We start from the raw sequence: 19,272 nt of genomic DNA on the forward strand, positions 1-19,272 counted from the left end.
AGCTACTTGGGCGACGCGGGCCTGCGCTCCCACAGGGCCGGGATTTCCGCTGAGAGCCAACCGTAGAGGTGGTCGACGGTCTTCAGCCGCATCGCCCGCTCCGGATCGCCGCTGAGCAGCCGCATGCCGTCGTCGGTCAGCGTCTGCACGCTCGCGATGGCGTGGAGCTTGCGCTGCACGAAGTCCGACCAGGCCTTCTCGTTGATCCGGTACTCCGCGGCCTGCCGACCCCGCCGGGTCCGCTTGGTCACGAGCCCCGAGTTGACCAGGAACTTGAGGTTCGTGCTGATCGAGCCGCTGCTCGCCTCCAGCTCCTGCGACAGCTCGGCGGCGGTGCGCTCCACGGGCTGGCAGACCAGCAGGTAGCCGAGGATGCGCCCGCCGATCAGCGGGATGCCCTCCTCGGCGAAGTGGGCCGCGAACCGCTCGATCCAGGCGGACAGGCGGGTTTCCCTGCCGACGCTCATCGATGTTCCCCTTCGGTCGACACTGAAATCATCGTAGCGATCTTGTCAACGACCCAGGGGGTGGCGGTGTGGTTCAGGCGTACAGGGTGGGGTTGCCCCAGGCGAGCTCGGGCAGGTGGTTCGACCGCCCGCCGGCGATGTTCGCGCCGGCCAGCAGCGGGTGCACCGTCGTGCCCGGCCGGTAGGCGACCAGCCGCAGCCGCAGCGCGTCGGTGACGTCGAGGCTCAGCAGGCGCGGCCCGCCCTGGCCCGCCGAGCGCTGCTCGCGCGGCACCCCGTCGACGACCACCTCGAACACACCGGTCTGGCCCGCGTCCACGGCGTCGTCGAGGACGCCGACCGTGGCCTCGAAGCGGCGGAACCGGCGGCCCAGGTTGAACTCGACCTGCCCCTTCGGCTCGTGGCAGAAGCCCGAGCAGCGGTAGACGACGCTCTCGCCGTAGTGTCGGCCGTTGAGGTTCGCGCCGCCCAGCACCACGTCCGGCGAACGGGCGGCCACCGGCAACGACGTGAGGCGGGTGGTGTCGGCCGGCGGAGGGGGCGGAACGCTGCCGTCGGAGCCCGCGAACGGCCGCACGGCGTCGAGGATCTGCATCAGGTCGTAGTCGGCGGACCGGTGGTGCAGGCGCAGGTACTGGTGCCCTGCGATCGCCGCGATCGTCGGCGGCAGGTCCGCGGCCGACGGCATCGCCGTGTCCCCCACCAGGACCGGTACGACCCGCGCGCCCGCCCGCAGCGCCAGCTCGATCTCGAAGCGCACCCAGTCGCCCGGCGCGGCGATCCGCGGCACGCCCCCGTCGGCGACGGTGAGCCAGCGCGGGCCGATCACCGCCAGCAGCACCGCGCACGAGGAGGCCGCGCGGACGAGCTCCGGGTCGAACGGGACACCCGGCTCGATGCTCGCGCTGGAGCGGAACACCCGGTCGCGGCCGAGCACCCGGCTGAGCTTCTGGTCGATCAGGACGGCGCTGTCCTGGCCGTCACCACCGCGGAAGTTGATGAAGACGACACCCATGGACCATTGTGGACACAGGTGGGCCCCGCGAACTGGACATCCGCTGGACACTTCAAGGTCAATGCGCGGCGGGGTGCTCCGTTCGGCGGTGCCGCGTGCTTTTCTCGTCGCATGGCCGGTGTGTTCGTCAACTACCGCGTGAAGGACAACCCCTACGGCGCGGCGTCGATCACGCAGGTGCTGCGCGACCACTTCGGCGCCGACCTGGTCTTCCGCGACGCCGTGTCGATGGAGCCGGGCACCCACTACCCCAGCGAGATCCGCAGGGCGTTGCACGAGGCCGACGTCCTGGTCGCCGTCGTCGGGCCGCACTGGCTCGTGCCCGACCCCGGCACCGGTCGCCCGCGCCTCGAGTCACCGGGCGACTGGGTGCACGACGAGATCGCCCACGCGCTGGCGAACGGCATCCCGATCGTGCCCGTCCTGCTGGAGGACGCGCCGCGACCGAAGCACGGGGACCTCCCGGCGGGCATCCGCGGGTTCGCGAGCATCCAGGCGCAGGCGCTCAGCCACCGACGGTTCCACCAGGACATGGCCGAGCTCGTGGCGAGGCTGGTCGGCCTGGTCCCGTCGCTCGTGGTGCCGAGCCTGTTCGCCCAGCCGCCGCAGCCGTTCGAGCCCGGTGCCGCTCCCAGCACCCTGTTGCTGCCCGAGCGCGCCGTGGTGCCGTTCCACGGCCGGGACCGCGAGCTGGCCGACCTGGTCGCATGGGCGCACGCCTCCGCTCCCAACGCGGCCAGGCTGGTCGTCGGCCCGGCCGGCTGCGGCCGGACCCGGCTCGCGGTCGAGCTGTGCCGGCGGATGACGGCCGACGGGTGGCTCGCCGGTCTGCTCGCCGGGCAGGCGCCCGCCGCCCAGATCCGGCGCACCAGCGCGGTCGACCGGCCGCTGCTCGCCGTCGTGGACGACGCCGAGCAGCGCTCCGAGCAGCTGGTGGCGCTGGCGGAGGCGGTCGCGGCGCGGTCGGCGGTGCACGACGCCCCGACCCGCCTGCTGCTGCTCGGCCGGTCCGACGGCAGCTGGCTGACCGCGCTGCGGGAGCACCGCGACGACCGGGTGGCCGCGTTGTTCCGCACCGCGGGCCGGTCCGGCACGGTGACGTTGCAGCCCTGCCCGCCCGGTCTGTCGATCACCACCGCCGTGACCGCGTTCGCCGGTGCCCTCGGCGTGGAGCCGGTCGCCGTCGCCGCCCCGCCGGGAACGGTCCTGGACCTCCAGGCACGCGCGCTCACCGCCGTGCTCGGCGAGACCGGCCCCGACCCCCTCGCGGCGCTGCATCGCCACGACGCCGCGCTGCGTGCCGGTTCCCCCTCGCTCGCGATCATCGGGACCCTGGCGACGCTGTGCGCCCCGGCGTCGGCGGAGGAGGCCGAGGCGCTGGTCGTCCGCCTGCCCGACTTCCTCGGCCAGGACCCGGACGCCGTGCGCACGCAGGTGGCGGCGTGGTCGCGCCTGCACCCCGGCCCCTACCCGCTCACCGCGCTGCGCCCGGACGCGCTCGGCGAGCACCTCGTCGCCGCGACCCTGGCCGAGCACCCGGCACTGGTCACGACCGTGGCCGTGGCGTTCCCGGACGAGTGGCTGACCACGGCGCTCACCGTCCTCGGCCGGGCGCTGCCGCGGCACCCCGGGCTGCTGGACGCGGTCACGGCGCTGTTCCACGCCGCACCGCGCCGGCTCGAACCGCTGGTGAGCGTCGCGCTCACCCGGCTCGACGAACCGGAGCCGTTCGCCCGCGCCATCGCGAACGAGATGGGCAAGCTCGACTGGTCGATGCAGGACGTCATGTCGTTGCTGCAGAACGTGTCCACCGGCGGCACCGCGCACGACCCGTTGCGCGGCGCCGCGATGGAGGCGCTGCTCAAGGCGTGGAACGGGTTCACCGACCAGATTCGGTCGCACAGCGGAACGCCCGTCGCGCCACCGCCGGAACCGCTCGGCCGCATCCTCACCGGCCTCACGAAGCTCGCGGAGGACTTCGCGGTGTCGTTCGTCGACCCGGGGTCCGGCCGCGCCCCGCGGGGTCCGGACGGCAAACCGCTCCTGCCGCCGCAGGTGATGGGGGTGCTGCGCGACCTCTACACAGCACAGCAGCGGGAGAAGGGGGACCAGCAGGATGGATGACGACGTTCTCGCCAGCTCCGCCGTACACGCCTTGTCGCAGTACGTCATCCGCAAGAACGAGGTGGGCCCGGCCGCGTACGACGCGCGACTGGAAGGCCTGCTCGGGCACCTGGAGGCGAAGCTGTCCGGCCCGTATCCGCAGGAGATCCTGGCGCGCTTCCTCGCGAACCCGGCCGACCCGGTCGAGGTGGAGACGCTGCGCCTGCACCTGGCGCGCGAGCTGCGCCAGGACCCCGGCTTCGGCCGCCGGCTCTACGCAGACCTGGGAGGCAGGGTCGTGACGGCACCGAAGCGCGGGCGGTGGAAGATCGCGGCGGGTGCGGCGGCGGCGGTCGTGCTGCTGCTGCTCGGGTTCATCGCCGCGAAGGCGTTCTCGTCCGGTCAGCCCGCCCCGCCGACGGCACTGCCGGCCACGACGACCGCGGCGGTGACCACCACGACCGCGACGACGAGCACCACCACGGCCAGGCCGTCCTCGTCGAACGCGCTGCCGACCGGGTCGCTGCCGGCCTCGGCGGTGCCCGGTGACGGCAGCTCGCTGTCCGCGGACGCGCCGGTGTGGCTCGTCGAGCTGCCGGTGCCGGGCAACAGCTGGTCCTTCACCCGCGGCGACCACGACGTGCAGCTGACGCAGCACCAGAACTCCGCGTTCACGAGCCTCGACTCGTGCTACACGACCAGCAGCGACCAGCAGGTCAGGCTGAAGAACTTCACGCGGCTGGAGGTCGCGGCGGTCGGCACCGACGCGACGTCCGACCCGCAGCTGGTGGTGAAGTTCCAGGTGTTCGTCAACAGCGACCTGGTCAAGCCGGTCGCCGAGGTCGTGGTCAACCCCGGTGAGGCGAAGCCGCTCAAGGCCGACCTGCCGCCGAACGTGTTCGCGCTGACCCTGAGGTCGTCCGTCGCCACGGTCGACAAGGCGCAGTGCCGCTCCGGCAAGGCCGTGTGGGGCTCGCCGTACGTGGTGGCCGCCGGCGCCGCCTGAGCACGCCTTCCGGCCGGTGAAACGCCACGCGGGGGCCTTCGCACGTGTCGTGCGAAGGCCCCCGCGTGGTTCGTCAGCAGACGGGCGCGAGCGGCGTCGTCTCGTCCGGGCCGGGACGGCGGCGCCACCGGTCCAGCTTCGCGTGCTCGGCCAGCGAGATCAGCGTCTCCCGCACCGAGACGCGCAGGCGCGGGTCGCAGTCCACCACCGGCACCTGGGGCGCGATGCCCATGCCGCGGATGACGGCCTGCACGTCCGAGCGGACGGACACGTGCACGTTGTTCAACGCGATCACGTACGGGATCTTGTGGTCCTCGAAGTAGCGCATGGCGTCGACCGAGTCGGCCGGGCGCATCACGTCGAAGAGCACGACCGCGCCGACGGCACCGCGCACCACGTCGGACCAGCCCGCGCGCGGGTTCTGCCACTGCGGGGCCACGAACAGGTGCAGCGCCAGCCCGGGGTCGAGCCACACCTTGCCGAACTGGATGCGCACCAGCTCCGTGACCAGGCCCCGCTCCGGCGGCAGCGCGGTCATCGTCAGCAGGTCGTGTTCGAGGATCGACCGGATGAAGGTGCTCTTGCCGACGCCGAAGCCACCGGCGACCACAACCTTGGCCGAAGTCAGCTCCCGACCGGGAGGCCCAGGGGGCCCGAGGTCGGGAAATCTAGAGCCGACGTAGTCCACTCAGCACTCTCTCCATCAACCCGAGGTCCGGCGTGTCACCGCCCGCGGAAACAGTCTGGTGCACGTCCACCAGACCTCGTTCCGCCAGGTCGCCGAGCAACACCTTCGCGACTCCCAGCGGGAGCCGCATCAGTGCGGCCACCTCCGCGACGGATCGCGGTGAGCGGCACAGCTCGACGACGTGTTGGTGCTCAGCCTGCAAGATACCCGCAGACTGCCGGCTCTGATCATTCGCGGAGACGAGTGTCTCGATCTCGAGGTGCACGGCGGACCGGGTGCGCCCGCCCGTCCAGGCGTACGCGCGCACGATCAAGGCGTCCTGCGGCTCCACCGCGGGCACCTCGAAGGCGGGCTGTTCCTCCTGTGGCGCAAGGGGAACAGCGGCGCCGGACGCGGGGGCGTCCCGCTCGGGCCCGTCGGAGGCCGAGCGCGACCGCCGCCGCGACGAGTTCAGCGTGAACCCGTTCATCAGGTCGGCGAAGGTCTGCTCCGCGGGCGTCTCCGCCCGCCTGCGCCGCCGGGGCGCGTCAGCGGCCGAACTCATGATCACCTCACGCTGTGCAGCTGAGCTCGCAGTTCGGGGGTGAGGATCTGGCCCACCTGGTCGACGACCACGGTCATCTCGTAGGCGACCTGGCCGACGTCGCTGTCGGGCGCGGCGAGCACCGCCAGACAGGACCCGTCTCGAATGGACATGAGGAGCATGATCCCGTAGTCCATCTCGATCACGGTGCGCAACACTCCGCCGCCCTCGAAACAGCGGGAGGCGCTCATCGTCAGCGCCGTCACGCCCGACGCGATCGCGGCCAGCTGCTCCCCTCGGTCCGGCGGCAGACCTGACGACTTCGTCAGGAGCAGCCCGTCCACCGAGATGACGATCGCGTGCGCGACACCGGGCACGCGGTCGGTGAAGTTCGTGATCAGCCAACCGAACTGGTCCACCTGCCGCGACTGAGGCGTGCTCATGCCTTCTCCTGCCCGTTCCACTGGCCGTTCCCGTTGCCCTTGTCCCCCAGCGGGGCCTGGCGAAGGCCTGTCTGGTAGCTGGCCAGGAAGCCCCGCGCGCGTTCCGGATCGCGCTTGGGCCCACCGGCCGGCCGCACCCCGTTCTCGGGACGTTCCACGAGGTCGGGGAGCAGGTTCTTACGCGGCGCGCGTTTCGGCAACCCGGCATTCGTCTCCCCCGCGTCGGCCGCGGGGTCGCCCGGCTGCTCCCACACCGTGCCGGGGGCCTTCTTGCCGAACCACGAACCCGTCACGGACGGTGACGAAGCCGGGCCGGGCACCTGCGGGGAGCTGTCGTCGCCGGCCGGGCCGCCCGAGCTGCCCCCGGCGAACCACGAGGACGTCGTCTCGGCCGGTGCGGCCGGCGGCACCGCCGGGCGGGCGCCGGTGCCGTGCCCGTTCGAGCCGCCGTTGCCGTTGCGGGCGCCGTGGGCGGTGCCGTTGGCGGTCGGCCGGCTCGGCAGCGGCGTCTCGTCGATCGCCGCGCCGCGGAACGAGGTCCACTCCGGTGACTGGCGCTGCTCCTCGATCGCGGGGGCGACCGGGGCCGGGGCCAGGTTCGGCGTCTTCACGACCACGTGCGGTGGCTTCTGGGCCTGCTTGGGGACCTGCTTGGGCTGGGGCAGCGCGGCGTGGCGCGGTGCGGCGGGGACCTCGGCCTCCTGGTGGGAGCGCACGAGCTCGGCGGGCACGAGCACGAACGCCCGCAGCCCCTCCCCGCCCTCTCCCGCCGAACGCAGGCGCACGGTGATGCCGTGCCGTCCGGCGAGGCGGCCGACGACGAAGAGACCCATCTGGCGGGAGACCGGCACGTCCTCCTCGGTGCCGGAGGACAACCGGTCGTTGGCCTCGGCCAGCTCGGCGGGGCCCATGCCGATGCCCTGGTCGGCGACCTCGACGAGGACCGCTCCCTGCTGGTCGAGCCGGGAGCCGATGACGACCTGGGTGCTGGGCGCGGAGAACGCGGTGGCGTTGTCCAGCAGCTCGGCCACGAGCCGGACGAGGTCGCTCGCCGCGTAGCCGACGATCTCGACCGACGGCGTCGACTTCACGACGACGCGCTGGTAGTGCTCGATCTCCGACGCGGCGGCGCGCAGCACGTCGGCCAGCGCGACGGGCTGGTGGAAGCGGCGTGCGACGTCGGTGCCGGAGAGGACCATCAGGTTCTCGTTGTTGCGGCGCATGCGCGTCGCGAGGTGGTCGAGCTTGAACAGGTTCGCGAGCTGCTCGGGGTTCTCCTCGTGGCGCTCCAGCTCCTCCATGAGCTTGAGCTGGCGTTCGACGAGGCCCTGCGAGCGGCGCGACAGGTTGACGAAGATGTTCTTCATGCCCGACCGCATCGACGACTGCTCGACGGCGGAGCGGATGGCCTGCTCGTGCACCGCGTCGAACGCGCGGGCGAGCTGGCCGAACTCCTCGCTGGTGTGCACGGGCACCGGTTCGATCGTGGTGTCCGGCTGGCGGTCGGCGCGGATCGCGGCGACGACCTGGGGCAGGTGGTGGTGCGCCACGTCGAGCGCGGAGTGCCGCAGCTCCGACAGCGAGCGCAGCAGGTAGCGGCCGATGACGAAGCCGAGCGTCACGGCGACGAGCAGCATCGCCAGCAGGACCACCGCGGCGGCACCGGCCTTGTCGGACGTGTCGTCCTGCAGCGCGGCCGACGAGCTCGCGAGCTCGTCCTGCAGGCCGCGGGTGACCTGCTCCATGAGCCGCGCGGTGGTGCCGGAGGCCTTGTTCCACTCGTCGACGGCGATGCCGAGCGTCGAGGCGGGGTCGGGCCGGGGCTGACCGGGCCTGACCGGGATCGGGGTGCCGTCGGGCTGGGTGAGCGCGCGCTCGACGAGCTTGCCGCGGGCGGCGACCTCGGCGCCGGTGACGGTCTGGTCGTAGTCGCGGCGCTGGCCGCCGGTGGCGACGGCCTGGAAGTCGCCGAGGCGGTCCTGCAGGCGGATGTCGGACTGCTCCAGCGAGCGGACCTCGGTGCCGAGCAGCTTGCCGCGGCCGATGCCCGCGAGCACGATCGCGTGCTGCTGCGAGACCTGTTCCTGCGCGATGACCATGTTGTGCAGGCCGATGGCGGTGCCGGAGATGGCCTGGTCGCCGAACTGGCTGATCAGCGCCTGCTCGAAGTCCAGCAGCGACTTCACGACACCGGTGTAGCCGGCGGTGGCCTCCGCCGAGTCGCCGTTGCCGGTGGTCACCTTCTCGCGGAAGGTCTTGAGCTGACCGATCTGGTCGCCCATCTCCGTGAAGCGGCTGCGGGCGACGTCGCTCAGGCCGGCGGTGCGCTCGACGCGGCGGCGCACGGTCGCGGCGGCGTTGTCCGTGGCGCTGATCTGGTTCTGGTAGGCGCCCACGCCGGAGCCGCTCGTGGCGCTCTGCGCGGCGAGCGTGCGTTCCTGCTGGACGCTGGAGATCAGCGGCGCGAGGTCGGCCCTCAGCTTGACCAGGCCCTGCATCCGCACGTACGAGTTCGACCGGTCGACGTACCCGTTGATCTGCAGTGCGCCCGCACCGACGGCCACGGCCACGGGGACCAGCAGCACGACGCCGAGCTTGACCGGCAGCCTCCAGTTGCGCCAGTCGCTGATCTTTCTCCACTCGACATTCACGAAATGATCCCCACGGCGCGCTCGAAGTGCCCCACTATCGGCTACCTCCTGGCCGGTGAATCCCCACGAGTTGAGTCACCCGGGGGTTCGATATCGAGATCCGCCGCATCGGGTGTGTGCGGATAGTAGGCCAGAGAGCGTGCGGCTACAACGACCTCAGGCGTGCACGATTGATCACCGGCTGTCACGAGCAACCTCTTGGGGTGGTGTTGCACGCGCAAGGGATTGACTCGCCGCCACGCGTGGTTACGCTGGCGCCCTCCACCTCCGGCACGGCAGCGGCGTCCGCGCACGCGCCCGCCGGGTACTCCCCGTAACGAAACGAGCGGTTGATGACGAAGGCGCTGCCCTCCGTGTCACGCCCGGCGACGCCCGGTTTCGCGACCTTTGACGACTCCCGTCACTCATTGCTCATAGACGGTGACGGTGAGCCGGATTTCAGTGCCATCCAAACGAGTGAGGATTTCCTCGTCCTGAAGCGCCGGGTGACACGTTTCATTCTTCCCGCAACCGGTTTGTTCCTCACGTGGTACGTCACGTTCGTGTTGCTTTCGGCTTACGCCGCCGATTTCATGCGCACTCCGCTGTTCGGAACGGTGAACGTCGGCCTGACGCTCGGATTCCTCCAGATCGTCACGACCGTCGTCATCACAATGGCGTACGCGCGCTACTCCAAGAAGCGGCTCGACCCCCAGGTCGACCGGGTCCGTGCGCTCGCCGGCGCTGATGAGGAGCTCGCGTGACCGGGGCGAACACCGCGATCAACCTGTCCGTCTTCGGCATCTTCGTCCTGCTCACGCTCTACGTCGTCTACCGGGCGTCGACCAGGAACGTGAGCGCGTCGGACTACTACGCCGCGGGCAGCAGCTTCACCGGGACGCAGAACGGCATCGCACTGTCGGGTGACTTCCTGTCCGCCGCGTCGTTCCTGGGCATCTCCGGTGCCATCGCCGTCAACGGCTACGACGGGTTCCTGTACTCGATCGGGTGGGTCGTCGCCTGGCTGATCGGCCTGATGCTGATCGCCGAGCGCCTGCGCAACACCGGCCGCTACACCATGGGCGACGTCATGGCGTTCCGGATGCGCCAGCGCCCGGTGCGCGCCGCGGCCGCCAACTCGACGCTGGTCATCTCGATCTTCTACATGATCGCCCAGATGGCGGGCGCCGGCGGTCTCATGGCGCTGCTGCTCGACGTGCACAGCAAGGTCGGCCAGGCCGTCATCATCGCCGTCGTGGGCATCGTCATGGTGCTGTACGTGCTGGTCGGCGGCATGAAGGGCACCACGTGGGTGCAGATCATCAAGGCCGTCCTGCTCCTGCTGACCGTGTCGCTGCTGACCATCTTCCTGATCGGCAAGTTCGGCTTCGACCTGTCCTCGATGCTCGACCGCGCCACCCAGCGGTCGCCGCGCGGTGAGGCCGTGCTGTCGCCGGGCGTGAAGTACGGCGCCACCGACCTGTCCAAGATCGACTTCCTGTCGCTGGCGCTGGCCCTCGTGCTCGGCACGGCGGCACTCCCCCACGTGCTGATGCGCTTCTACACGGTGCCCAACGCGCGCGAGGCGCGTCGTTCGGTCGTGTGGGCGACGTGGATGATGGCGATCTTCTACTCGTGCACCCTGGTCATCGGCTTCGGCGCGATGGCGCTGGTGGGCTCGGACAAGATCACCAGCGCTCCCGGCGGCGAGAACTCGGCGGCCCCGCTGCTGGCGTTCCAGATCGGCGGGGCGGTGCTGCTCGGCGTCGTGTGCGCGGTGGCGTTCGCGACGATCCTCGCGGTGGTCGCCGGTCTGACGCTGACCGCGTCGGCCTCCTTCGCGCACGACGTGTACGCCAACGTGATCAAGCGCGGTGAGGCCGACCCGCGCGACGAGGTCAGGGTCGCCCGCTACACCGCGGTCGGCGTCGGCGTGCTCGCGATCGCCGGTGGCATCGCGGCGAACGGCCAGAACGTCGCCTTCCTGGTCGCGCTCGCGTTCGCGCTGGCGGCCTCGGCGAACCTGCCGACGCTGCTCTACTCCATGTTCTGGAAGCGGTTCAACACCCGCGGCACGCTGTGGAGCATGTACGGCGGCCTCACGTCGTGCGTGCTGCTCATCGTGTTCTCCCCCGCCATCTCCGGTTCGCCGTCGTCGGTGTTCCCCGACGTCGACTTCGCCTTCTTCCCGCTCAGCAACCCCGGCATCGTGTCGATCCCGCTGTCGTTCCTGGCCGGGTACCTGGGCACGGTGTTCGGCGGCGAGCCGGCCGACCGGGAGAAGCAGGCGGAGATGGAGGTCCGCGGGCTGACCGGGATCGGGTCAGACCTCCGCTAGCAGGGAGCCGAGCGCCTCGTTGAAGACCTCGGGGCGTTCGAGGTTGGGCATGTGCGCGGCCCCGTGCACGACGACGAGGGTCGAGCCGGGGACGCGTTCGTGCATGTACTCCGCGTCGCGCACCGGCGTGTACTCGTCGTCGCTGCCGACCACCACCAGGGTCGGCACCTCGATCGTGCCCAGCAGGTCGGTGTAGTCGGGGCGTTCGGCCCTGCCGCGCAACGCCGCCGCGGCACCCTCCGGCGGCGCGTCGTGCATCATCCGGCTGACGTGGGCCGCGACCTCGGGCAGCGCCTCGGCGTTGTGCGGCGCCACCATCTTCGTGAGCACCTCGCCGGCGTAGCCGGACATGCCCTCGCGCAGCAGCCGGTCGGCCATGGCGTTGCGGTGGACCTTGCCCTCCGGCGTCTCCGCCTGGGCGAAGGTGTCCGCGAGCACGAGACCGCGGATGCGCTCGCCGAACAGCCGCTGGCACTCCAGGACGACCTGGCCGCCCATGGACAGGCCGCCGAGCACGAACCGGTCGACGCCGAGGTGGTCGAGCAGGCCCGCGACGTCCTGGGCGAACGCCGACAGCGGCGTGACACCGGGCACGACGGTCGTCTCGCCGTAGCCGCGCAGGTCGGCCGCGACCACCCGCCAGCCCCGCCGGCCGAAGTGCTCGACCTGCGGGCGCCACATCGTGCGGTCGAACGGGTGGCCGTGCACCAGGACGAGCACGTGGTCGCTCACGCCCTCGTCGTCGTAGCCGATCGTGATGCCGTTGACGTCCGCCTTCACCGAATCCCCCCGAGGTGGTGTGGAACGACTACCGGGTGGCCGCCGCCCTGATCGCCGCGCTCATCCGGGCAGCCGCCTCCTCACCGGTGTACCGGAACCCGAGCGTCGGCTCGGTCAGCTCCAGCTCCAGCAGCAGCGGTGCCCCGTCCGCGTCCTCGACGACGTCGACGCGGGCGTACAGCAGCTCCTCGCGCGGCACCGCGAGCAGGTCCGCGGTCGCGTCCAGCACCGCGTCACCGAGTGCGCGCTGCGCCGCCGACGGTTCGACGCCCGCCAGCTTCTCCTCCAGGTACAGGCCGTTGTCGGACCCGGCACCGCCCCTGGCGAGCATCGGTCCCTTGTGGAACGAGTGCGAGTACTCGCCGGCGAAGTACACCAGCGCCGTCTCCCCGTTGGCGTCCACACTGGACTGGTAGGGCTGCACGAGCGCCGTCTTCCCCAGCGAGCGCAGGTGTGCCAGCGCCAGGTCGTGGTCGGTGAACCGGCCCGCGCCGCGCGAGCCCGCGCCGACCGCCGGCTTCACCACGAACTCGCCGGACGGCCACTCGGGCGTCTCATCGGGCCGCACGACGAACGTCGGCACCACCGGCACCCCGCGGCCGGCCAGCTCGACCAGGTAGGACTTGTCGGTGTTCCAGCGGACCACCGCGGCCGGGTTCGCGAGCACCGGCACCGTGTCGCACCACGCCAGGAACTCGTCGAACCGCTCGGGGTAGTCCCACGGCGCCCGCAGCACCGCGAGGTCGGCGTCGACCGGACCGCCCCACACCTGCCACGTGACGTCCACGCCGTCGCGGGCCAGCGCGTCGAACAGCGCGTCGTCGTCACCGTCGCCCTTGGGCAGCTCCGCGCAGGAGATCAGGACGACCCTCACGACTGCATCTTGGCCATCTTGCGGCGGTGCTCGGCACCGATCTTGGTCGCGGCGGTGGTCTCGCGGTCCCACTCGGCCGGCTCGACGCCGGGGGCGGCCTCGACGGCGGCGGTCGCGGACTCCACGTCCTCGATCATCACGTCGCCCATGGCACCGTCCGCACCGACGAGCACGATCCGGGCACCGGCCCGGCCGATCGGCTCGACGACCGCGCGAACGGCCTGGTCCGGCTTGCCGTGGGCCTTCACGAACTCGGCGATGCGCTTCTGCGCGGTTTGATCAGACACGTCCCACACTCTAAAACCAGCAGGTAACTTCGGACGGGTGACCACCGACACGCTCACGTCCTACCTCGCCTGGTACTTCGACCAGCACCCCGCGCACGCGGCGCAGGTCGGTTCCCTCCCGCACTACGCGACGTTCGGCGACTTCTCCTCCTCTGCCTTCGAGAACCGGGCGAGGGAGAACGCGGCGTGGCTCGCGAAGCTGGAGGCGGAGCCGGCGTCGGTGGACCGCGACCTCGTGCTGTCGGTGCTGCGCGGTGAGCTGGCCGCGGAGACGTGGCCCGCGTGGCGGCGCGACCCGCACGCGTACACGGGCATGTTGTTCTTCGGGCTGCTCGCACCGTTCCTGCACCGCCTGCTGCCCGAGGCGGAGCTCGTCACCGCCATCGCCGCGAAGCTGCGGGAGGTGCCGTCGGTGCTGGCGGCGGCCCAGCACAACCTCGACCCGGCGCTCGCGGCGCCGCTGGTCGTGCGGCGCGCCCTCGGCCAGGTGCGCACCGGGCGGTCGTTCGTCCTCGACACGCTGCCGCTGGAGGTGTCCGCACCGGAGCTGCGCGCGGAGCTCGTGGAGGCCGCGCTGCCCGCCGCGGAGGCGTTCGACCGGTTCGCGGTGTTCCTGGAGGACCTGGCCCTGCGCGCCACCGGCGACTGGCGGATGGGCGAGAAGCTGTACTCGACCCTCTTGCAGGACAAGGAGATGCTCGGGTACGGGGCGCCGGAGCTGCACCGCCGCGGGCAGGACGCGTACGCGGGGCTGGAGGCCGAGCTGGTCGAGCTCGCGGGCACACCGGACTGGCGCGCGGTGATGAGCTCGCTGCAGGACGACCACCCGCCGACGCTGGCGGCGATGCGCGCGGAGTACGAGGCCGAGACGGCGCGGGCGCGGGCGGCGCTGGTCGAGCACCGGCTGGTGACGCTGCCGGAGGGCGAGGAGTGCCGGGTCATGCCGTCGCCGCCGTTCCACCGCGCGGTGATGGCCGTGGCGAGCTACGTCGGCCCGCCGCCGATGACCGCGGGCCGGCTCGGGCACTTCTTCGTGCCGTTCACCCCGGACGGCGCCTCCGACGTCGACGTCACCCAGCGGCTGCGCACCAACGCCCGTTCGCAGCTCCCGACGATCTCCGTGCACGAGGCCTACCCCGGCCACCACTGGCACGCGTCGTGGGTCGCGGCGCAGGGGGACGCGCACCCGCTGCGCTGGGTGTTCCGGACGCCGTACTTCTCCGAGGGCTGGGCGCTGTACGCGGAGAAGCTGCTGCGCTCGGTCGGCCACTACACGACACCGGGCGCGGTGATGGGTCACGTCGAGGCGCGGCTGTTCCGCGCGGCGCGGATGGTCGTCGACACGGCGTTGCACTGCGGCGACATGACCCCGGACGAGGCCGAGTCGTTCATGGTGGAGCGCACGGCGCTGACGCCCGGCACGGCGGCGGGTGAGGTGCGCCGGTACTGCTCGTGGCCGACGCAGGCACCGTCCTACCTGACCGGTGCGCTGGAGATCGACCTGATCCGCGAGGACTACCTGGCCGCGGGGCTGGGGTCGCTGCGCGACTTCCACGACCGCATCGCCGGGTCGGGTGCCCTGCCGCTGGGGCTCGCGCGGCGCGTGGCGCTCGGCGAGGAGTAGCGGCCACGGGGTGGACCGCCCCGTGCTCCCGCGTGGTGGGACCGGGAACATCGGGTGGCGGGCCGCAGTTGTCCGGGGTGAGCCGATCTAGGAGGACAGATGCCCAAGGCAGTGGTGGTGCGCGCGGCCGGTGGTCCGGAGGTGCTGGAGCACGCGGACGTGGACGCGCGCACACCCGGTGACGGCGAGCTGCTGGTGCGGGTGAGCGCCGCGGGCGTGAACTACATCGACACCTACCAGCGCAGCGGGCTCTACCCCGTGCCGCTGCCGACCGCACTGGGCCTGGAGGGCGCGGGCGAGGTCGTCGAGTCCCGCTCGCCGGACTTCGCGGTGGGCGACCGGGTGGCGTGGATGTCGGTGCTGGGCAGCTACGCGACCGAGGTCGTGGTGCCGGCCGCGGCCGCCGTGAAGGTGCCCGACGGGCTGGACGTGGAGCTCGCGGCCGCCGCGCTGCTGCAGGGCATCACCGCGCACTACCTCGTGCACTCGACGTACCGGGTGAAGGCCGGTGACCGGGTGCTCGTGCACGCGGCGGCCGGGGGTGTCGGCCTGCTGCTGACCCAGTGGGCCAAGTCGTACGGCGCGCACGTGATCGGCACCGTGTCGACCGACGAGAAGGAGGCGCTGGCCCGCGAGGCCGGCGCGGACGAGGTGCTGCGCTACGGGGACTTCGCCGCGCAGATCGACAAGGTCGACGTGGTCTACGACGGCGTCGGCGCGGACACGTTCGACCAGTCACTGGCCTCGCTCAAGCCGCGGGGCCTGCTGGCCCTGTTCGGCGCGTCGTCGGGCCCGGTGCCGCCGGTGGACCCGCAGCGGCTCAACGCCGCCGGCTCGGTGTTCCTGACCCGGCCGTCGACCGGCGCGTACCTGCTGGACCGCGCCGAGTTCGAGTGGCGCGCGGCGGACCTGTTCTCGGCGATCTCCTCGGGCACGCTGTCGGTGCGCGTCGGTGGCCGCTACCGGCTGGCCGAGGCCGCGCAGGCGCACACGGACCTGCAGTCGCGCCGCACGACCGGCAAGCTGCTGCTCCTGCCCTGGCCCTGACCGAGGTGCACGCGGGGACCTTCCGTGCACTTGCAGTGCACGCGGGGAGCTTTCGTGCACTTGTGGCGCACGCGGGGACCTTCGTGCACCACAAGTGCACGCGGGGAGCTTTCGTGCACTTGGAGTGCACGGAAGGTCCCCGCGTGCGGTCAACGGCTACTGCGCGGCGGTGACCTTCACGCCGTCGATCACGAAGACGAGCGTCTCGTTCGGCTTGATGCCGCCGCCACCCTGCCCGTAGCCCTTGGCGGGCGGCACGACCAGCAGCCGGCGCCCCTTCTCCTTCAGGCCGACGATGCCCTCGTTCCAGCCGTCGATGACCTGCGCCTGCCCGACGTTCTCCACGTCGAACGGCTCGCCGCGCTCGAACGAGCTGTCCAGCACCTTCTTGTCGCTGAACGTCGTGAGCTGGTAGTTCACCGACGCCGTCGTACCCGGCTTCACCTCGGCACCGGTGCCGGTCACGAGGTCCTTGACGATGAGCTCGCCGGTGGGCTTGCAGGCCGGGATCTCGACCTTCGGCGCCTTGCCGAAGTCCCCGGTGACCTTGAAGTCCTCCGCCTTGCAGGGGGCGGAGGCGTCGGCGGCGGGCTTCTCCTCGGTGCCGCACGCCGCGAGTGCGGTGGTGGCCAGGGCGAGAGAAGCGATGAGCAGGACGGTGCGCATGACCGGGCAGCTTATGGGCGGCGGTGTGAGCGGGGTGTAGCAGGCCGGTCGCGGGACGCCGCCACCCCGATTCCACCTGACTCGGAATTACGTGCCGAGCGGGTGAAAGGAGTCCGCCACTTGGAGCGGGTCCAATCCGGGCGAACACAGGCCACGGGTGCGTTCGGGTGGGTGGGTCACCCTCATCCGACACGAGGGCGGAACTTCGCGACGCCGCGTCACCGGAGCGCACGGGTGCGAACGAGCGGGTGCGCCGGAAGATGACTATTCCGGCCGGGAATATCGCACGATCAGCAGCTTCCTTATCTTTTGACCGACGCGTACAGTAACTCCGCGCACTTGATCGGACACTGAGAGCATTCGTCCGATCGGGTAGCGACCATTGAGGTGATCCAGGAGGTGGGACTTGTGTCCGCGGAGGCCGGAGGCATCCGCAGCAACCTGATCCAGGAGTTGTTCTGGACCCGGACCGGGTTGCTACTCCTCGTACTCGTCGTCACGTCCGGGGTGTCGCTCGCCATTTCCAGTCAAATGGACGTGGGGACGGCGCGGAACTTCTTGACGTCGGTCGGCACCGGAACGCTCATTTCCGCTGTCGTGAGCTTCACGCAGACGCTGATCACGTCCAGGGCGGCGCACACGGCGCTGCTCACACCCGTGGTCGAGGAAAGCCGCAAGGCGCTGAAGGAGCTGAGCGAGGAGTACCGGGCGCTCGACCGGGAGTTCTTCCCCAGCCACGTGTTCGAGCCGACGGCCACGCCGGACCCGGTGTTCAACCAGCTCATGATGCAGGACCTGGAGCGGACGCGGCTGTACTGCTTCCGCGGGTTCGCGGGGCGGTACGCGGCGGGCCGGGTGCTGCTGTCGCAGACGGAGTGCGAGCTCAGGGCGGTGCTGGCGGACCCGCGCGACGACAACGCCCTCAGCGGTCGGGCGCGGTACCTGTTGCGCAACGAGGGCGCCGACGGCGACTACGAGGAGATCCAGCGCCGGCTCAAGGAACAGATCAGAATCGGTCTCGTCGGGCTGTACGCGGCCAGGAGCAGGTGCAGCAGAATCGACGTCACCATCGTTTCCGATCCACCGCTCGACCGGCTCGAACTGTTCGACGACAGCGCCTGGCTCACGTTGTACAGCAACACGGCCGGAGTGCTCAGGCCATATCCGCGGACGCTGCGGTTCACGGAGAGTTCGTTCCTGTACGCAATGGAACGCGCGGAGTTCCTGCGGATCAGCAACTCCAGGGCCGGATACCACTTCGTCATCACGCCGGGCACCTCCCGCGCCGACTTCCTGGCGTTGTTCGAGAAGATCACCGGAACACCCCTCGGCGACGACGGGTTCACCGAGCTCGAAGAGAAGTTCCACGCATTTCGCCGCGAATTCTCCGCTTCCGCTCAGTTGAGGAGCTGATCGATCTTGCTAGCCGAGTTCACCGGGGTGTCCGCGCTCGACGAGCTCACCGCTCGGGTCAAGCGCGCCGACCCTCCCGTGGTCGAGCACTGGGCCGAGGTCGGCGGGTGGTTCCGCGAGTGGGCGGCACGGCCGGAGCTGCGCAAGGAGCTGCGCGCGCACATCGACGGGCTCACACCGCAGCAGGCGACGTGGGTGATCGCGCACTCGCGGGAGACGACGACGCACTTCGCGTGGTGCCTGCGCGACGAGCCGGGTGAGCCGTTCACGTTCTGGCTGCACGAGTACAAACCGCTCGCCGACTGGCGCACGGGCTACGCGGACTCGGTGCACAACCACCGCTACCACTTCTGCACGACCATCCTCAGCGGCGCCTACCTGCACGAACGCTTCGACGCACGGCTGGGCGTCGGCGGACGTTCGATCATCAGCACCGAGCTGACCAAGCGCACGCAGTGCGCCGCGGGCACCACGGGCACGCTGCTCGCGCACGAGTTCCACCGGATCCCCCGCGCGGCGGACGGCACGATGACGTTCCTCGTCAAGTCGCGGGCCGTCACGCCGTGGAGCCTCAGCTACGACCCGGACACCGGCGTCAGCCACCGGCACGTGCCGGTCGAGGAGCGGCTGGAGGATCTGACGAACAACCTCTGAAGCCTCTGCGGCCGGGTTCGGCGCGCGCCTACCATCAGCCCACCTGCCAGGAGGGCTGATGATGCGTACGCGCACGATGATTCCGAGATCTGTCATAGCGGACGTGGAGCAACGGGTGCGGCGGCTGTGCGAGGACCTGGCCGCCAAGCTGCAGTTCCACGGCTGGCACCACGTGAGCTTCGTCCGCGACAAGGCCGTGCACTTCGCCGGCCGCAACGGCGCCGCCGCCGACGTCGTCGAGGTGGCCGCGCTGGTGCACGACCTCAACTACATGGTCCGGCGCAACTCGCTGCCGACCGACGGCGCGGCGCTGCGCCGCAAGACGCTGTTCGTCGCGGGGGTGTGCGTCGGCGACATCGACTGGATCGAGCGGATCGTGGTCGAGGCGGAGATGCGGACCCGCCACCGCGACATCTCACCGGAGGCGCAGGCGCTGTCCGACGCGGACACCCTGTTCAAGGCGCTGCCGGTCACACCGGTCGTCCTCGCCCACAAGTACCTGCAGGAGAACGGCATCACGCTGCGGGAGCTCGCGCACAAGATCGTCGGCGAGCAGGTGGGCAAGGCCGACGAGGGCTACTACTTCTACGACGAGGAGGCCGCCGCGACCTACACCCGGTGGGCCGAGGCGAACCTGTCGCTATGGCGGTGCATCGTGGAGTCGCTCGACGACCCGTGCGTCGAGGACCTGCTCGCGAAGGTGGCTTCGTGACC

Annotated in this window: 19 protein-coding genes; 9 read left to right on the forward strand and 10 right to left on the reverse strand. The window is 71.1% G+C overall.

The features are described 5' to 3' along the window. Positions 1 to 2: 2 nt before the first annotated feature. Positions 3 to 467: a GbsR/MarR family transcriptional regulator gene (locus ACZ7CH_RS19260; protein ID WP_360400270.1), complete on the reverse strand. Its 465-nt coding sequence runs from the start codon at positions 465 to 467 to the stop codon at positions 3 to 5. A 73-nt stretch (positions 468 to 540) separates the two neighbouring features. Continuing rightward, a complete protein-coding gene (locus ACZ7CH_RS19265) occupies positions 541 to 1,482 on the reverse strand; it encodes an NPCBM/NEW2 domain-containing protein (protein WP_360400267.1) in 942 nt (313 codons plus the stop codon). Between the two features lie 111 nt (positions 1,483 to 1,593). On the opposite strand from ACZ7CH_RS19265, the gene ACZ7CH_RS19270 reads away from it, so the two are divergent. Next, positions 1,594 to 3,606: a toll/interleukin-1 receptor domain-containing protein gene (locus ACZ7CH_RS19270; RefSeq protein WP_360400264.1), complete on the forward strand. Its 2,013-nt coding sequence runs from the start codon at positions 1,594 to 1,596 to the stop codon at positions 3,604 to 3,606. Next, on the forward strand, positions 3,599 to 4,591 hold the full coding sequence (locus ACZ7CH_RS19275; RefSeq protein WP_470374463.1) for a hypothetical protein: 993 nt from the start codon (positions 3,599 to 3,601) through the stop codon (positions 4,589 to 4,591). Before ACZ7CH_RS19270 ends, ACZ7CH_RS19275 begins: the two co-directional genes overlap by 8 nt. A gap of 73 nt (positions 4,592 to 4,664) precedes the next feature. Here the strand turns inward: ACZ7CH_RS19275 and ACZ7CH_RS19280 are convergent, their stop codons facing one another. From ACZ7CH_RS19280 to ACZ7CH_RS19295, 4 genes are read right to left on the reverse strand one after another with little or no spacing between them, the layout of a single operon-like run. Beyond that, positions 4,665 to 5,201 carry a GTP-binding protein gene (locus ACZ7CH_RS19280; protein WP_360400258.1) on the reverse strand — a complete coding sequence of 179 codons (537 nt, stop codon included), beginning with the start codon at positions 5,199 to 5,201 and terminating at the stop codon, positions 4,665 to 4,667. Between the two features lie 58 nt (positions 5,202 to 5,259). Continuing rightward, positions 5,260 to 5,823 (reverse strand): DUF742 domain-containing protein, encoded by a 564-nt coding sequence (locus tag ACZ7CH_RS19285; RefSeq protein ID WP_470374464.1) that lies wholly within the window; start codon positions 5,821 to 5,823, stop codon positions 5,260 to 5,262. Positions 5,824 to 5,825: 2 nt separating this feature from the next. Next, on the reverse strand, positions 5,826 to 6,245 hold the full coding sequence (locus ACZ7CH_RS19290; protein WP_053738309.1) for a roadblock/LC7 domain-containing protein: 420 nt from the start codon (positions 6,243 to 6,245) through the stop codon (positions 5,826 to 5,828). Then, on the reverse strand, positions 6,242 to 8,896 hold the full coding sequence (locus ACZ7CH_RS19295; protein WP_470374465.1) for a nitrate- and nitrite sensing domain-containing protein: 2,655 nt from the start codon (positions 8,894 to 8,896) through the stop codon (positions 6,242 to 6,244). Before ACZ7CH_RS19295 ends, ACZ7CH_RS19290 begins: the two co-directional genes overlap by 4 nt. A gap of 332 nt (positions 8,897 to 9,228) precedes the next feature. Here ACZ7CH_RS19295 and ACZ7CH_RS19300 point away from each other — a divergent pair, with 332 nt between their 5' ends. Both ACZ7CH_RS19300 and ACZ7CH_RS19305 read left to right on the forward strand, forming a co-directional pair. After that, complete coding sequence (locus ACZ7CH_RS19300) at positions 9,229 to 9,639, forward strand: DUF485 domain-containing protein (RefSeq protein ID WP_360400249.1); 411 nt, start codon at positions 9,229 to 9,231, stop codon at positions 9,637 to 9,639. Beyond that, positions 9,636 to 11,213 carry a solute symporter family protein gene (locus tag ACZ7CH_RS19305; protein ID WP_360400246.1) on the forward strand — a complete coding sequence of 526 codons (1,578 nt, stop codon included), beginning with the start codon at positions 9,636 to 9,638 and terminating at the stop codon, positions 11,211 to 11,213. Before ACZ7CH_RS19300 ends, ACZ7CH_RS19305 begins: the two co-directional genes overlap by 4 nt. On the opposite strand, the gene ACZ7CH_RS19310 is transcribed toward ACZ7CH_RS19305, so the two are convergent. Genes ACZ7CH_RS19310 through ACZ7CH_RS19320 form a run of 3 tightly spaced genes read right to left on the reverse strand, consistent with a single transcriptional unit; the run spans position 11,199 to position 13,154 of the window. Next, positions 11,199 to 11,993, reverse strand: a complete 795-nt coding sequence (locus tag ACZ7CH_RS19310; protein WP_360400243.1) for an alpha/beta fold hydrolase — start codon at positions 11,991 to 11,993, stop codon at positions 11,199 to 11,201. The two genes, ACZ7CH_RS19305 and ACZ7CH_RS19310, sit on opposite strands and share 15 nt — an antisense overlap. A 28-nt stretch (positions 11,994 to 12,021) precedes the next feature. Next, positions 12,022 to 12,867, reverse strand: a complete 846-nt coding sequence (locus ACZ7CH_RS19315) for an ATP-grasp domain-containing protein (RefSeq protein WP_470374466.1) — start codon at positions 12,865 to 12,867, stop codon at positions 12,022 to 12,024. Beyond that, positions 12,864 to 13,154: a hypothetical protein gene (locus tag ACZ7CH_RS19320; RefSeq protein ID WP_470374467.1), complete on the reverse strand. Its 291-nt coding sequence runs from the start codon at positions 13,152 to 13,154 to the stop codon at positions 12,864 to 12,866. The genes ACZ7CH_RS19315 and ACZ7CH_RS19320 overlap by 4 nt, the downstream gene beginning before the upstream one ends. Positions 13,155 to 13,191: 37 nt before the next feature. Between ACZ7CH_RS19320 and ACZ7CH_RS19325 the strand changes: the two genes are divergently transcribed. Both ACZ7CH_RS19325 and ACZ7CH_RS19330 read left to right on the forward strand, forming a co-directional pair. Further along, entirely contained in the window at positions 13,192 to 14,778 is a 1,587-nt protein-coding gene (locus tag ACZ7CH_RS19325; RefSeq protein ID WP_470374468.1) for a DUF885 domain-containing protein, read from the forward strand. A gap of 99 nt (positions 14,779 to 14,877) precedes the next feature. Beyond that, positions 14,878 to 15,825, forward strand: a complete 948-nt coding sequence (locus ACZ7CH_RS19330; RefSeq protein WP_470374469.1) for a quinone oxidoreductase family protein — start codon at positions 14,878 to 14,880, stop codon at positions 15,823 to 15,825. A gap of 156 nt (positions 15,826 to 15,981) precedes the next feature. Here the strand turns inward: ACZ7CH_RS19330 and ACZ7CH_RS19335 are convergent, their stop codons facing one another. After that, complete coding sequence (locus ACZ7CH_RS19335; RefSeq protein ID WP_360400228.1) at positions 15,982 to 16,491, reverse strand: FKBP-type peptidyl-prolyl cis-trans isomerase; 510 nt, start codon at positions 16,489 to 16,491, stop codon at positions 15,982 to 15,984. 408 nt (positions 16,492 to 16,899) lie between these two features. Between ACZ7CH_RS19335 and ACZ7CH_RS19340 the strand changes: the two genes are divergently transcribed. The 3 genes from ACZ7CH_RS19340 (at position 16,900) to ACZ7CH_RS19350 (ending at position 19,270) form a co-directional block, all read left to right on the forward strand. After that, entirely contained in the window at positions 16,900 to 17,904 is a 1,005-nt protein-coding gene (locus ACZ7CH_RS19340; protein WP_360400335.1) for a hypothetical protein, read from the forward strand. A gap of 6 nt (positions 17,905 to 17,910) precedes the next feature. Beyond that, a complete protein-coding gene (locus ACZ7CH_RS19345) occupies positions 17,911 to 18,558 on the forward strand; it encodes a hypothetical protein (protein WP_360400225.1) in 648 nt (215 codons plus the stop codon). 61 nt (positions 18,559 to 18,619) lie between these two features. Next, positions 18,620 to 19,270, forward strand: coding sequence for an HD family phosphohydrolase (locus tag ACZ7CH_RS19350; RefSeq protein ID WP_470371063.1), 651 nt, complete (start codon positions 18,620 to 18,622; stop codon positions 19,268 to 19,270). The last annotated feature ends 2 nt before the right edge of the window (positions 19,271 to 19,272 follow it).

The organism is Lentzea sp. NPDC037011 (assembly GCF_055607425.1).

Bases quoted from the DNA above. Each gene is read 5' to 3' on its own strand.
- ACZ7CH_RS19260 (WP_360400270.1), bottom strand. From the start codon at position 467: ATGAGCGTCGGCAGGGAAACCCGCCTGTCCGCCTGGATCGAGCGGTTC.
- ACZ7CH_RS19265 (WP_360400267.1), bottom strand. From the start codon at position 1,482: ATGGGTGTCGTCTTCATCAACTTCCGCGGTGGTGACGGCCAGGACAGC.
- ACZ7CH_RS19270 (WP_360400264.1), top strand. From the start codon at position 1,594: ATGGCCGGTGTGTTCGTCAACTACCGCGTGAAGGACAACCCCTACGGC.
- ACZ7CH_RS19275 (WP_470374463.1), top strand. From the start codon at position 3,599: ATGGATGACGACGTTCTCGCCAGCTCCGCCGTACACGCCTTGTCGCAG.
- ACZ7CH_RS19285 (WP_470374464.1), bottom strand. From the start codon at position 5,823: ATGAGTTCGGCCGCTGACGCGCCCCGGCGGCGCAGGCGGGCGGAGACG.
- ACZ7CH_RS19290 (WP_053738309.1), bottom strand. From the start codon at position 6,245: ATGAGCACGCCTCAGTCGCGGCAGGTGGACCAGTTCGGTTGGCTGATC.
- ACZ7CH_RS19300 (WP_360400249.1), top strand. From the start codon at position 9,229: ATGACGAAGGCGCTGCCCTCCGTGTCACGCCCGGCGACGCCCGGTTTC.
- ACZ7CH_RS19330 (WP_470374469.1), top strand. From the start codon at position 14,878: ATGCCCAAGGCAGTGGTGGTGCGCGCGGCCGGTGGTCCGGAGGTGCTG.
- ACZ7CH_RS19335 (WP_360400228.1), bottom strand. From the start codon at position 16,491: ATGCGCACCGTCCTGCTCATCGCTTCTCTCGCCCTGGCCACCACCGCA.
- ACZ7CH_RS19350 (WP_470371063.1), top strand. From the start codon at position 18,620: ATGCGTACGCGCACGATGATTCCGAGATCTGTCATAGCGGACGTGGAG.